Below are 13767 nucleotides of genomic sequence, written 5' to 3'. Positions count from 1 at the left end.
ATCTGAAGGATTGAAAGCGATCAATCGTCCACAGCTGAAACCGCGATCAGACCGTATGCGAGGGAAGGTTTTGGCTTTGCGGAAGGGGTATCAACAGACAGCGGGACGATTGCCGTCCCTTTCAGACTGATTCGAATCTGATGCCTGATGCTGTCAGAGGCGTGACAGCATCTGTTTCGTGACTATTTACCGATGCAGAAGCTGGAAAAGATCCTGCCAAGCAGGTCATCGGAGCTGAAAGCACCGGTGATTTCCCCCAGTGACTGTTGGGCCTGGCGCAAATCCTCGGCCAACAGCTCTCCAGCGCCGGCAAGCGTCAACTGTGCCCTGCCGTGCTCCAGAGAGTCACTGGCGTGGCGCAGCGCTTCAAGGTGGCGACGACGAGCGCTGAAGCTGCTCTCGGAGGTCTGTTCATAGCCCATGCACGCCTTGAGATGTTCACGCAGCAGTTCAAGCCCTTCGCCGCCAGCCTTGGCGCTCAGGCTGATGGTGACATGACCGTCGGGACTGGTTTCCAGGCCTGTAGTGTCGCCGCTCAGGTCAGACTTGTTTCGAATCAGCGTGACCTTGGCCGGATCAGGCCTCTGTTCCAGAAACTCGGGCCACAGCGCGAAGGGATCACTCGCTTCCGGTGCCGTTGCGTCTACCACCAGCAGGATCCTGTCCGCTTCGCCAATCGCCTTGAGTGCACGCTGCACGCCGATCATTTCAACCTGGTCCTGAGTGTCACGCAGACCTGCAGTGTCCACCACGTGCAGCGGCATGCCGTCGATGTGGATATGTTCACGCAGTACATCGCGCGTGGTACCAGCGATCTCGGTCACAATGGCAGCTTCACGCCCGGCCAGCGCATTGAGCAGGCTCGACTTGCCGGCGTTGGGCCGTCCAGCAATCACCACAGTCATACCATCACGCAACAACGCACCCTGCCCTGCTTCGCGCAGGACTGTGGATAACTCATCGCGCACGTTATCAAGCATGCTTAACACGTGGCCATCGGCAAGGAAGTCGATTTCCTCTTCCGGGAAGTCGATTGCCGCCTCGACGTAGATCCGAAGACCGATCAATTTCTCGGTCAACTTATCCACACGTTGGGAAAACGCACCCTGCAACGAGCGCAACGCATTGCGGGCAGCCTGTGCAGAACTTGCCTCGATCAGGTCGGCAATCGCTTCGGCCTGTGCCAGGTCCAGCTTGTCGTTGAGAAACGCGCGCTCGCTGAATTCACCGGGACGGGCCAGACGGCAACCCAATTCCAGGCAACGTTGCAGCAACATGTCGAGCACGATCGGACCACCGTGTCCCTGCAGCTCCAGAACATCTTCGCCGGTAAAGGAGTTTGGGCCGGGAAAGTACAGTGCGATGCCCTCGTCCAGTGTCTGGCCCGACGCATCGGCGAAAGGTCCGTAATGGGCATAACGGGGTTTGGGCGCACGCCCGATTATCGCCTGCGCTGCCTTGCTGGCCAGCGGACCTGAAATACGGACGATGCCGACGCCACCACGACCTTGAGCAGTCGCGATGGCGGCGATTGTTTCACGAGGGACGTTCATGGTCCGCCTCCTGTACAACTGACAGATAGCAAAACGCCCCACAGAGGGGGCGCCTTGTAGAACTTATTCACAGGTTAGATCAGGCAGCTGCTTTCTTGGTAGCCGTTTCGATCTTGCGAGTGATGTACGCCTGCTGTGCGATCGACAGGGTGTTGTTCACAACCCAGTACAGAACCAGACCGGCAGGGAACCACAGGAAGAAGAACGTGAAGATGATTGGCATCATTTTCATGACCTTGGCCTGCATCGGATCCGGAGGAGTCGGGTTCAGACGCTGCTGAATGAACATGGTCGCGCCCATGATGATCGGCAGAATGAAGAATGGGTCCTTGATCGACAGGTCGGTTATCCACAGGATCCATGGAGCCTGACGCATTTCCACGCTTTCCAGCAGTACCCAGTACAGCGACAGGAAAACCGGCATCTGCACAAGAATCGGCAAGCAACCACCCAGCGGGTTGATCTTCTCTTTCTTGTACAACTCCATCATTGCCTGGGACATTTTCTGGCGATCGTCGCCATGTTGTTCCTTCAGCAAGGCCAGTTTCGGAGCCACGGCGCGCATGCGGGCCATGGATTTGTAGCTGGCTGCGGAGAGCGGGAAGAACAGCCCCTTGATCAGCATGGTCAGGACGATGATCGACCAGCCCCAGTTGCCAAGAATCGCGTGGATATGTTGCAGCAGCCAGAAGATAGGCTGGGCAATGAACCACAGGAAGCCGTAATCGACTGTCAGTTCCAGACCTGGGGATAACTCTTTGAGTACCGCCTGGCTTTTCGGACCTGCGTACAAGGTCGCAGTGGTCTCGCCTTTGGCACCCGGAGCAACGGTCAATGTCGGGCTGGTGAAGCCGATGATGTAATTGCCCTGGCTGTCTTTACGGGTCTGAACAACGTTGGTTACGTTGTGATCAGGAATCCACGCAGTCACGAAGTAGTGTTGCAGCCAGGCAACCCAGCCACCTTGAACCGTTTCCTTGACCTGACCCTTGTCGATATCTTTCATCGACACTTTCTTGTAGGGCTCGGCAGCTGTCCACAGCGCCGCACCAAGATAAGTGGCGGTACCGGTAGCTGTGGTCGACGATGGATCGGAGCTGGAATCGCGCTTCAATTGCGCGAACAGGTTACCGGCCCACGGCTGAGCGCTCTGGTTATCCACAACGTAGGTCACGACCAGGTCGTAAAGGCCACGTTTGAATGTGAAGCGCTTGATGTAATTGATGCCGTTTTCCGAGAATTTCAGGTCCACGACCATATCGTTCTGGCCATCAGCCAGTTGATAAGTCTTCTGTGTGGACGTGTAAACCGGACGACCGGCAGCACGAGCATCGGGACCATTGGTACCTGTCAGGCCACTTTGTGCCAGAAAAGTACGCTCGCCACCGTTGTCGAACAACTGAAACGGCACTTCAGGACGGTCCTGACGACGTGGATAAAGAGGCAGACGAAGCTGAACCACGTCACCACCCACTGGATCGATCGCCAGATCGAGCACGTCGGTCTTGACCTGAATCAGGTCTTTGCTGGCTACGGCCGGAGTTTCAAGAGGAGCCGCGGCAGTGGTTGCATTCGCGCTTGGAACATCAGCGCTGGCAGAACCATTATTACCAGCAGCCGTATCCGGAATACCCGGTGCGGTGTTGCTGGCTGCAACATTCTGGGTCGGCATGGCTGCCTGACCGTAGTCCTGGTTCCATTTCAGAACCCCGACGTAGGTCACGATTGCCAGGGCGACGATCAGGATCGTGCGTTTAATATCCATGATTACTCGGCCATCGAAGAAGAACGGGAGGTGGGGACAGGTGGAACCGGGTCATAACCACCGGGATTCCACGGATGACAGCGACCCAGGCGGCGCATTGCCAGCCAGCCGCCGCGCAAAAGGCCATGATTATCGATGGCTTCATACGCGTAGCAGGAGCAACTGGGGTAGAAACGACAGTGACTGGCCATCAGCGGGCTAATGGCATAGCGATAAAACTGGATCGGAACGAGTGCCAGTTTACGCATCGGGACTGTCCACCCCTGCAGGTTCGGTTTTTGTCTGTGGAGCAGGTTGGCTGCGTGCCAGACGTTTCCACAGCTTGCCGAAATGCTGAATCAGTTCAGGGTTTTCTACATCACCCAAACCTTTACGCGCGACGATAACGATATCCCAACCGACCAAACTGTCTTGGTGTTGGCGAAATGATTCGCGCATCAGGCGTTTCAAACGATTGCGCTGAACGGAGAGCTTGACGCTCTTTTTACCTATCACAAGCCCCAGGCGGGGATGATCAAGGTCGTTGTTGCGCGCAAGGAGCAGGAGATTTTTCCCCGGAACCTTGCCGGTAGGGGAGTCAAAGACTGCCTTGAAATGCCGGGGAGTCAGCAAACGCTTTTCCCGACTGAAGTCTCGACTCACCTCCTGTGCCGATTTATCAAACTGCCAGACGCTTACGGCCTTTGGCGCGACGACGCGACAGAACGGCACGGCCGTTTTTGGTGGCCATACGTGCACGGAAACCGTGGGTGCGGGCGCGCTTGATAGTGCTGGGTTGGAAAGTACGTTTCATGGCGTGTTACCTGGTTCGTCCACTACGGGCCGGAATGGCCCCCGTTTTAAGAGACCGGGGATTCTAGAGAAAGCAGGCCCGCAGGTCAATTTCCAACCAGCTTTTCTTCAATAACGTTCTATATGGCCAATTTGCCGGTCTTGAAGGGAACGAATCGTCATGCACGCTGCACTGTTATAGAAATAAAAGAGAGAGAGTATTTAAAGCTTTTCTATAGAGCTTATAATTCTTACGTCGGGCATATCTGTGGATAAAACGCTGAGAGCTATGATATACAAGGTGTACAGCGTTTCAAAAGGTTGTCGAAAAACCGTGCTCTGCCTGTGCTGCACCCTCGGAAAAGCTGTGCATGAAAGGCTGTTTTATCCACAGGCATGTTATCCACAGACTTCAACCCCGACTTATGCAACGGGCTGAAGTGAGCTTATCCACAGAGCTTATGCACATACCGTTCGTCGTCTTTCATTCCTTCAAATCAATGATTTATAGCCGTCTGTTAGCAACCTACATGTGGATAAGTCTTCAACGGACCGTTACAATGGCGGTTGTTTTTGCCACACCGGCTTTTGACTTAGGGGATATCCGTGTCAGTGGAACTTTGGCAGCAGTGCGTGGAGCTTTTGCGCGATGAGCTGCCTGCCCAGCAATTCAACACTTGGATCCGTCCGCTACAGGTCGAAGCCGAAGGCGACGAGTTGCGTGTCTATGCACCGAACCGCTTCGTGCTTGATTGGGTGAATGAAAAATACCTGGGCCGATTGCTCGAGCTCCTTGGCGAACACGGTCAAGGGATGGCGCCTGCGCTTTCCTTATTAATAGGAAGCAAACGCAGCTCTGCGCCGCGTGCCGCACCTAACGCACCGCTCGCCGCAGCTGCTTCGCAAGCCTTGTCTGCGAATTCGGCCAGCAGCGTTCAGGCTCCCGCCCCGGTTGCCGCGCCCGTTGCCCAGGCAGCGTCGCCCTCTCCTGCTCAGGAACTGCCAGCTCACAACGAGCCATCGCGTGACAGTTTCGATCCCATGGCCGGTGCGAGTTCTCAACAGGCACCAGCGCGCGCTGAACAACGTACCGTGCAGGTCGAAGGTGCGCTCAAGCACACCAGCTACCTGAACCGTACGTTCACGTTCGAGAATTTTGTAGAGGGTAAATCCAACCAGCTGGCGCGTGCTGCTGCCTGGCAGGTCGCAGATAATCCGAAGCACGGCTACAACCCGCTGTTCCTTTATGGCGGTGTCGGTCTGGGTAAAACGCACTTGATGCATGCTGTGGGTAACCATCTGCTCAAGAAAAACCCGAACGCCAAGGTCGTCTACCTGCATTCGGAGCGTTTCGTGGCCGACATGGTCAAGGCGCTGCAGCTCAACGCGATCAACGAGTTCAAGCGTTTCTATCGCTCGGTCGATGCGCTGCTGATCGATGACATTCAATTCTTCGCCCGCAAGGAACGTTCGCAGGAAGAGTTTTTCCACACGTTCAACGCGCTCCTTGAAGGCGGACAGCAGGTCATCCTCACCAGCGACCGTTATCCGAAAGAGATCGAAGGTCTCGAAGAGCGTCTCAAATCGCGTTTCGGCTGGGGTCTGACCGTAGCGGTCGAGCCACCCGAACTGGAAACCCGTGTGGCGATTCTCATGAAGAAGGCAGACCAGGCGAAGGTCGATCTGCCCCATGACGCTGCATTTTTCATCGCGCAACGCATTCGCTCCAACGTCCGTGAACTCGAGGGTGCGCTCAAGCGAGTCATCGCGCACTCGCACTTCATGGGACGTGACATCACGATCGAACTGATTCGTGAGTCGCTGAAAGACCTGTTGGCTCTGCAAGACAAGCTGGTGAGTGTGGATAACATTCAGCGCACCGTTGCCGAGTACTACAAGATCAAGATCTCCGACCTGTTGTCCAAGCGTCGTTCCCGCTCTGTAGCCCGTCCAAGACAGGTTGCGATGGCGTTGTCCAAAGAGCTGACCAACCACAGTCTGCCGGAAATCGGTGATGTGTTTGGCGGCCGCGACCATACAACCGTTCTGCACGCGTGCCGAAAGATCAACGAGCTCAAGGAATCCGACGCGGATATCCGCGAGGACTACAAGAACCTGCTGCGCACTCTGACTACGTGATGACGCCAGTGCAGCTTATTAAGGCAAGGGACTAGACCATGCATTTCACCATTCAACGCGAAGCCCTGTTGAAACCCCTGCAATTGGTGGCCGGCGTGGTTGAACGCCGTCAGACCTTGCCGGTGCTATCCAACGTATTGATGGTCGTCGAAGGCCAGCAGCTGTCGCTGACCGGTACCGATCTTGAAGTCGAACTGGTTGGACGCGTGCAGCTGGAAGAGCCGGCCGAGCCTGGGGAAATCACTGTCCCTGCGCGTAAGCTGATGGACATCTGCAAAAGCCTGCCCAATGACGCGTTGATCGATATCAAGGTCGACGACGCCAAGCTGGTGGTCAAGGCCGGCCGTAGCCGTTTCACCTTGTCCACGCTGCCTGCCAACGACTTCCCTACCGTGGAAGAAGGTCCGGGTTCGCTGACGTTCCAGTTGGGTCAGAGCAAGCTGCGCCGTTTGATTGAGCGCACCAGCTTCGCCATGGCTCAGCAGGACGTGCGTTACTACCTCAATGGCATGTTGCTTGAAGTCAGCGCAGGCGTACTGCGTGCTGTCGCGACTGATGGCCACCGTCTGGCAATGTGTTCGATGACTGCCGATATCGAACATGCTGATCGCCATCAGGTTATCGTGCCGCGCAAAGGTATTCTGGAAATGGCTCGTCTGCTCACCGAGCAGGACGGCATGGTCAGCATCGTACTGGGTCAGCATCACATCCGCGCGACCACAGGCGAGTTCACCTTCACCTCGAAACTGGTCGACGGTAAATTCCCTGACTACGAACGCGTGCTGCCAAAAGGTGGTGACAAGTTAGTGCTGGGCGATCGTCAGGCGCTACGCGAAGCCTTCAGCCGTACCGCGATTCTGTCCAACGAAAAGTACCGTGGTATTCGTCTGCAGCTGGCCAGCGGTCAGCTCAAGATTCAGGCGAACAACCCTGAGCAGGAAGAAGCGGAAGAAGAAATCGGCGTCGAGTACAACGGTGACTCGCTGGAAATCGGTTTCAACGTCAGCTACCTGCTCGACGTTCTCGGCGTGATGACCACCGAGCAAGTGCGTCTGATTCTGTCTGACTCCAACAGCAGTGCGCTGGTGCAAGAGTCAGACAATGATGACTCGGCATATGTCGTCATGCCGATGCGTCTGTAACCATGTACAGCGCAACCTAGATGTCTCTCAGCCGCATCTCGGTCACCGGGGTGCGCAATCTGCACCCGGTGACCCTCTCTCCCTCTCCGCGTATCAATATCCTTTACGGCGCCAACGGCAGCGGCAAAACCAGCGTACTGGAAGCCATCCATCTGCTGGGCATCGCTCGTTCGTTCCGCAGCAGCCGCCTGCTTCCAGTCATCCAGTACGAGCAACCGTCTTGCACGGTCTTCGGTCAAGTCGAGCTTGCCCAAGGCGGTCATAGCAGTCTGGGTGTAGCGCGTGACAGACAAGGTGAATTCCAGATCCGCATCGACGGGCAGAATGCGCGCAGTGCTGCACAGCTCGCTGAAATTCTGCCTTTGCAGCTTATCAATCCTGACAGTTTCAGATTGCTTGAAGGCGCACCGAAGATTCGCAGACAGTTTCTGGACTGGGGAGTGTTCCACGTGGAACCTCGTTTTATGGCCACTTGGCAGAGGCTCCAGAAGGCCTTGAGGCAGCGAAACTCATGGCTTCGGCATGGTACACTTGACGCCGCTTCACAGGCGGCATGGGACCGTGAACTGTGCTTGGCGAGTGATGAGATCGACGAGTTTCGTCGGGCATACATCAAGGCATTGAAGCCAGTCTTTGAACAAACTTTGAGCGAACTTGTTGAGCTTGAAGGTTTGACCCTGAGCTACTACCGAGGATGGGACAAGGAAAAAGAGCTGAGCACAGTGCTCGCTTCTTCCCTGAATCGCGATCAGCAGATGGGCCATACACAGGCCGGACCACAACGCGCTGACTTGCGTCTTAGATTGGGCGCACACAACGCCGCGGATATTTTGTCCCGGGGTCAGCAGAAGTTGGTGGTTTGTGCATTACGCATCGCGCAAGGGCACCTGGTTAGTCAGGTCCGGCGCGGTCAGTGTATCTATCTCGTCGATGACTTGCCTTCCGAACTGGATGACAACCATCGCCGGGCGCTTTGCCGTTTGCTGGAAGAATTACGCTGCCAGGTATTTATTACCTGTGTAGACCAAGAATTTTTGAGGGAAGGCTGGCAGACGGAAACGCCAGTCGCTTTGTTCCACGTGGAACAAGGCCGTATCACCCAGACCCACGACCATCGGGAGTGATTGCATGAGCGAAAATCAAACGTACGACTCGTCCAGCATTAAAGTGCTGAAAGGACTTGATGCCGTACGCAAGCGTCCCGGAATGTATATCGGCGATACAGACGACGGTAGCGGTCTGCATCACATGGTATTCGAGGTGGTTGATAACTCGATCGACGAAGCATTGGCAGGCCATTGCGACGACATCAGTATCATCATCCATCCTGATGAATCGATCACCGTCCGCGACAACGGTCGCGGTATTCCGGTAGACGTGCACAAAGAAGAAGGCGTGTCGGCAGCCGAGGTCATCATGACCGTGCTCCACGCTGGCGGTAAGTTCGACGACAACTCGTACAAGGTGTCCGGCGGCCTGCACGGCGTGGGTGTCTCTGTAGTAAACGCCCTCTCGGAAATTCTGCTGCTGACTGTGCGTCGCAGCGGCAAGATCTGGGAGCAGACTTACGTCCATGGTGTTCCACAGGAACCGATGAAGATCGTAGGCGAGAGCGATACCACGGGTACTCAGATCCACTTCAAGCCTTCTGCAGACACGTTCAAGAACATCCACTTCAGCTGGGACATCCTGGCCAAGCGGATTCGTGAACTGTCCTTCCTGAACTCCGGTGTCGGCATCATGCTGAAGGACGAGCGCAGCGGCAAAGAAGAGCTGTTCAAGTACGAGGGTGGTCTGCGTGCGTTCGTCGAATACCTGAACACCAACAAGACGCCGGTTAACGAAGTGTTCCACTTCAACGTCCAGCGTGATGACGGTGTGGGTGTCGAGATCGCGTTGCAGTGGAACGACAGCTTTAACGAAAATCTGTTGTGCTTCACCAACAACATCCCGCAACGCGACGGTGGTACTCACCTCGTGGGCTTCCGCTCTGCACTGACCCGTAACCTGAACAACTACATCGAGCAGGAAGGCCTGGCCAAGAAGCACAAAGTCGCCACCACCGGTGATGATGCGCGTGAAGGTCTGACAGCGATCATCTCGGTGAAAGTGCCTGATCCCAAGTTCAGCTCGCAGACCAAGGACAAGCTGGTTTCGTCCGAAGTCAAAACTGCTGTCGAGCAGGAAATGGGCAAGTACTTCTCCGACTTCCTGTTGGAAAACCCGAACGAAGCCAAGGCTGTCGTCGGCAAGATGATCGACGCTGCGCGCGCGCGTGAAGCTGCTCGCAAGGCCCGTGAGATGACCCGCCGTAAAGGTGCATTGGACATCGCCGGTCTTCCAGGCAAGCTCGCTGACTGCCAGGAAAAAGACCCTGCCCTCTCCGAACTGTATCTGGTGGAAGGGGACTCTGCTGGCGGATCAGCCAAGCAGGGGCGTAACCGTAAAACCCAGGCCATCCTGCCGCTCAAGGGCAAGATCCTGAACGTTGAAAAAGCGCGTTTCGACAAGATGATCTCTTCGCAGGAAGTGGGCACCTTGATCACTGCGCTGGGCTGTGGCATCGGCCGCGAAGAGTACAACATCGACAAGTTGCGTTATCACAACATCATCATCATGACCGATGCTGACGTCGACGGTTCTCACATCCGTACCCTGCTGCTGACCTTCTTCTTCCGTCAGTTGCCGGAGTTGATCGAGCGTGGCTACATCTACATCGCTCAGCCGCCGCTGTACAAGGTCAAGAAAGGCAAGCAGGAGCAGTACATCAAAGACGACGAGGCCATGGAAGAGTACATGACCCAGTCGGCTCTGGAAGACGCCAGCCTGCACCTCAGCGAGTCTGCTCCGGGTATCTCCGGTGAGGCGCTGCAGCGTCTGGTGAATGACTTCCGCATGGTCATGAAGACGCTCAAGCGTCTGTCGCGCCTGTACCCTCAGGAACTGACCGAGCACTTCGTCTATCTGCCTCCTGTCACGCTGGAACAGCTTTCCGACCACGCTGCCATGCAGTCCTGGCTGGACCTGTTCGATGCGCGTCTGCGCACCGGTGAGAAGTCAGGTCTGGTCTACAAGGCAAGCCTGCGCGAAGACCGTGAACGTAACGTCTGGCTGCCAGAGGTCGAACTGATCTCCCACGGTCTGTCGAACTACGTCACCTTCAACCGCGACTTCTTCGGCAGCAACGACTACAAGACCGTCACTGCCCTGGGCCTGCAGATCAGCTCCTTACTGGAAGAAGGCGCCTACGTGCAACGCGGCGAGCGCAAGAAACAGGTTACGGAGTTCAAGGACGCCCTCGCCTGGCTCATGGCCGAAAGCACCAAGCGCCACACCATCCAGCGATACAAAGGTCTGGGCGAGATGAACCCGGATCAGCTGTGGGAAACCACCATGGACCCAAGCGTGCGCCGCATGCTCAAGGTCACCATCGAAGACGCCATCGGCGCTGATCAGATCTTCAACACCCTGATGGGTGATGCGGTCGAGCCACGCCGTGACTTCATCGAGAGCAATGCGTTGGCGGTTTCGAATCTGGATTTCTGATCCAGTTATCGATGGGCGCTTTAAGTGTCGCAAGTGGCAGATTATTGTCGCCTGTTCAGAAAAAACCCCAGCCTTAAAGGCTGGGGTTTTTGCAATCTGAGGACACATTATTGTCCTGATGCGTCTGCATATTAGGCTTTAGCTGAAGTTATTGTTATGGACGTAGCAAGATGTATTGTGTGCGCTGAATATCCCTCGATAAAGCTTGCCAAACTTCCCCCTTCTGAAATAGCGAATAAACGGCGAGCTCAGGCGTTTGATTGCCTGGATTTTTCTGATGGGCAGAGGATTGTAGCGTTAGGCTATAGTCTTTCTCTGAGATTTAGAGGCTGAACGCGGGTGACGGACCCAAATCTGGTAGCGAAGCTACAGGCTGAAAATGCTCGGCTGATTGCCTTGTTGGATGCTCATGGCATTGAATGGCGGCTGCATAATGAGCTGGTCAAGCTACCAGCGGCTCCAGCTGGGCGCTCGCAACAACTCGATACTGATGGAAAGCTTGCCCTATTCCGAGGCTTGTTTCGCGGCAGGACGGACGTTTATCCCATACGTTGGGAAAGCAAGGCCGGCAAATCAGGATACGCACCCGCTTGCGCAAACGAATGGAGGCCTGGCGTTTGTGAGAAGCCCCGAATTAAATGTGGCGACTGCGGTAACCGTCAACTGCTTCCCCTGACCGATGAAGTGGTCTATCGCCATCTGGCGGGCGAAGTGGTCGTTGGTATCTACCCCCTACTCTCTGATGACACGTGTTATTTTTTGGCGGTCGACTTTGATGAGGCCGAATGGCGTGATGATTCAAAAGCTTTGTGCAGTCATGCCATGAACTAAACATCCCGGTGGCACTGGAAGTATCGCGCTCAGGCCGAGGAGCTCATGGCTGGATTTTCTTTGAGCGTAATGTTCCTGCCTGCGATGCGCGTCGCCTCGGTGCCGCAATCATCAGTCATGCCTGTGAACGCACCCGGCAGTTGGCGCTCAGCTCCTATGATCGACTGTTTCCAAACCAGGACTATATGCCCAAAGGCGGCTTTGGAAATCTCATCGCGCTCCCTTTACAAAAGCGGGCCAGAGCCCAAAACAATAGCGTTTTTGTAGACGACTCGCTTGAGCCTCATCGTGATCAATGGGCCTTCCTGGCATCGATTCAGCGCATGAGTCCAGAAGATATCCAGCCCGTTATTATTCAGGCGATGGGTAATCAGGACCCGCTAGGGGTCGCCTATGTCGATGACGAAGGTGATGAAGAACCTTGGAAAGATCGTGAATCGAGATCACGTAAATTGACATGCCCGTTGCCTGATGCTGTCAACATCACGCTGGCTAACCTAATTTATTTTGAAAAGTCGGAATTGCCACAGCCATTGGCAAACCAGCTTGTCCGGCTCGCTGCCTTTCAAAATCCTGAGTTCTACAAGGCTCAGGCCATGCGCATGTCCGTGTGGAACAAGCCGAGGATTATCGGTTGTGCCCAGAACTTCCCCAAACATATTGCGTTACCACGTGGCTGTCTGGATGCTGCGCTGGAGCTTTTAGAGGAAAGCGGGATTACCCCTATTCTTAAAGACGAACGCTTCGGGGGCTCCCCCATCGACGTGAGCTTTCTCGGGACCCTGCGTTCTGACCAAGAGGCTGCTGTCAGCGCAATGCTAAGTCATGACACCGGTATCCTCTGCGCGCCGACAGCTTTCGGTAAAACGGTGAGTGCTGCTGCGTTGATTGCCGCACGTGGTATTAACACGTTGGTGCTTGTGCATCGGACGGAACTGTTAAGGCAGTGGCAAGAGCGTTTGCAGGCGTTCTTGGGAGTCGGGAATGGTGTCGTTGGTATTCTTGGGGGCGGAAAAGCGAAGCTCACAGGCATCATCGACATTGCCGTAATGCAGTCGCTATCGCGAAAAGGCGAGATCAGCGATCAGGTAAAAAATTACGGCCAGGTCTTCGTTGATGAGTGCCATCACCTATCAGCAGTGTCATTCGAGGCGCTACTGAGGAGCGCGACCGCGCGGTACGTACTGGGACTCACAGCAACCCCAGTGCGCCGAGATGGGCAGCAGCCCATTATTTTCATGCAGTGCGGACCGATCCGACATTCTGCTGCTCGACCAGCGAGTGCGCCCCATGACCTATCTGTCGTGCCTCGATTGCTGCCCAAACCAATAGTGGTCCCCGAGGGCTTTGGGATTCAGGACGTTTTTCGGCGTCTAGCCGAAGACTCTGAGCGGACAGCCAAAATCGTCTCGGATATTGAGCTGGCGTACAACGAGGGCCGAAAAATTCTAGTGCTAACGGAGCGGACGGAACATGTGGGTGCCCTTGAATTAGAATTGAAGCAGCGCGTGCATAACCTTTTTACGCTTCATGGGCGAGTGCCTAAGAGACAGCGTATTTCACGTATGCATGAGCTTGAGTCCCTTCCCCCCGATACACCACGAGTGCTGCTGGCAACAGGAAAACTAGTAGGTGAAGGCTTCGATCATCCTCCGTTGGATACGCTGGTGCTGGCAATGCCCATCTCATGGAAGGGCATTCTTCAGCAATATGCGGGGCGGTTGCATCGATCACATGCCGATAAGGTCGACGTTCGAGTGATCGACTTCGTTGACGCGGGCAATGCTGCTTTGATGAGGATGTGGGATAAACGGCAGGCGGGGTACAAAGCGATGGGTTATCGAATGGCTGACTCCCTAGCCACGATGGACTTGCTCTAGCAGAACGGTTCCTTTTTGGATTCCGCCAGCAAGCTCCTTCATGAGGTGAGGAAGCTGGTTGTGGAATCGACATCTAGTAAGGTCAATAGCCCGCAGTACGACACTAATTGTGGCTCAGATGTGACAGTTATCGTGCCCCT

The 13767-nt window shown here is 55.4% G+C and carries 9 protein-coding genes and 1 pseudogene; 5 read left to right on the top strand and 5 right to left on the bottom strand.

Annotated features, from left to right (window positions below):
- Positions 1-182: 182 nt before the first annotated feature.
- The 5 genes from mnmE to rpmH form a co-directional block, all read right to left on the bottom strand.
- On the bottom strand, positions 183-1553 hold the full coding sequence (gene mnmE, locus QRN20_RS07225; RefSeq protein ID WP_088236333.1) for a tRNA uridine-5-carboxymethylaminomethyl(34) synthesis GTPase MnmE: 1371 nt from the start codon (positions 1551-1553) through the stop codon (positions 183-185).
- A 79-nt stretch (positions 1554-1632) separates the two neighbouring features.
- Positions 1633-3318, bottom strand: a complete 1686-nt coding sequence (gene yidC, locus QRN20_RS07220; RefSeq protein WP_029241178.1) for a membrane protein insertase YidC — start codon at positions 3316-3318, stop codon at positions 1633-1635.
- 2 nt (positions 3319-3320) lie between these two features.
- On the bottom strand, positions 3321-3566 hold the full coding sequence (gene yidD, locus QRN20_RS07215; RefSeq protein WP_004882449.1) for a membrane protein insertion efficiency factor YidD: 246 nt from the start codon (positions 3564-3566) through the stop codon (positions 3321-3323).
- Entirely contained in the window at positions 3559-3960 is a 402-nt protein-coding gene (rnpA, locus tag QRN20_RS07210; RefSeq protein ID WP_004882450.1) for a ribonuclease P protein component, read from the bottom strand. Before rnpA ends, yidD begins: the two co-directional genes overlap by 8 nt.
- Before the next feature lie 16 nt (positions 3961-3976).
- Positions 3977-4111 (bottom strand): 50S ribosomal protein L34, encoded by a 135-nt coding sequence (gene rpmH, locus QRN20_RS07205; protein ID WP_002551315.1) that lies wholly within the window; start codon positions 4109-4111, stop codon positions 3977-3979.
- A gap of 584 nt (positions 4112-4695) precedes the next feature.
- Here rpmH and dnaA point away from each other — a divergent pair.
- The 5 genes and pseudogenes from dnaA to QRN20_RS07180 all read left to right on the top strand — a co-directional run bounded on the left by dnaA (position 4696) and on the right by QRN20_RS07180 (position 13627).
- Complete coding sequence (dnaA, locus tag QRN20_RS07200; RefSeq protein ID WP_004882451.1) at positions 4696-6228, top strand: chromosomal replication initiator protein DnaA; 1533 nt, start codon at positions 4696-4698, stop codon at positions 6226-6228.
- 38 nt (positions 6229-6266) lie between these two features.
- A complete protein-coding gene (gene dnaN, locus QRN20_RS07195) occupies positions 6267-7370 on the top strand; it encodes a DNA polymerase III subunit beta (protein ID WP_004882452.1) in 1104 nt (367 codons plus the stop codon).
- Between the two features lie 20 nt (positions 7371-7390).
- Positions 7391-8494, top strand: a complete 1104-nt coding sequence (gene recF / locus QRN20_RS07190) for a DNA replication/repair protein RecF (protein ID WP_004882453.1) — start codon at positions 7391-7393, stop codon at positions 8492-8494.
- 4 nt (positions 8495-8498) lie between these two features.
- The gene (gyrB, locus tag QRN20_RS07185) at positions 8499-10916 is read left to right on the top strand and encodes a DNA topoisomerase (ATP-hydrolyzing) subunit B (protein WP_004882454.1); all 2418 of its coding nucleotides are present in this window, start codon (positions 8499-8501) and stop codon (positions 10914-10916) included.
- A gap of 339 nt (positions 10917-11255) precedes the next feature.
- Positions 11256-13627, top strand: a pseudogene (locus QRN20_RS07180) (TOTE conflict system archaeo-eukaryotic primase domain-containing protein).
- Positions 13628-13767 lie beyond the last annotated feature (140 nt).

This window comes from Pseudomonas sp. fls2-241-TYG-175, from assembly GCF_030209155.1.
GTDB lineage: Bacteria > Pseudomonadota > Gammaproteobacteria > Pseudomonadales > Pseudomonadaceae > Aquipseudomonas > Aquipseudomonas viridiflava.
Note: the sequence above shows the minus strand (reverse complement) of the source record. Positions and strands in the feature narration are given on the sequence as shown.

Coding starts and splice junctions, on each gene's coding strand:
- mnmE (WP_088236333.1), bottom strand. CDS start 1,553: ATGAACGTCCCTCGTGAAACAATCGCCGCCATCGCGACTGCTCAAGGT.
- yidC (WP_029241178.1), bottom strand. CDS start 3,318: ATGGATATTAAACGCACGATCCTGATCGTCGCCCTGGCAATCGTGACC.
- yidD (WP_004882449.1), bottom strand. CDS start 3,566: ATGCGTAAACTGGCACTCGTTCCGATCCAGTTTTATCGCTATGCCATT.
- rpmH (WP_002551315.1), bottom strand. CDS start 4,111: ATGAAACGTACTTTCCAACCCAGCACTATCAAGCGCGCCCGCACCCAC.
- dnaN (WP_004882452.1), top strand. CDS start 6,267: ATGCATTTCACCATTCAACGCGAAGCCCTGTTGAAACCCCTGCAATTG.
- recF (WP_004882453.1), top strand. CDS start 7,391: ATGTCTCTCAGCCGCATCTCGGTCACCGGGGTGCGCAATCTGCACCCG.
- gyrB (WP_004882454.1), top strand. CDS start 8,499: ATGAGCGAAAATCAAACGTACGACTCGTCCAGCATTAAAGTGCTGAAA.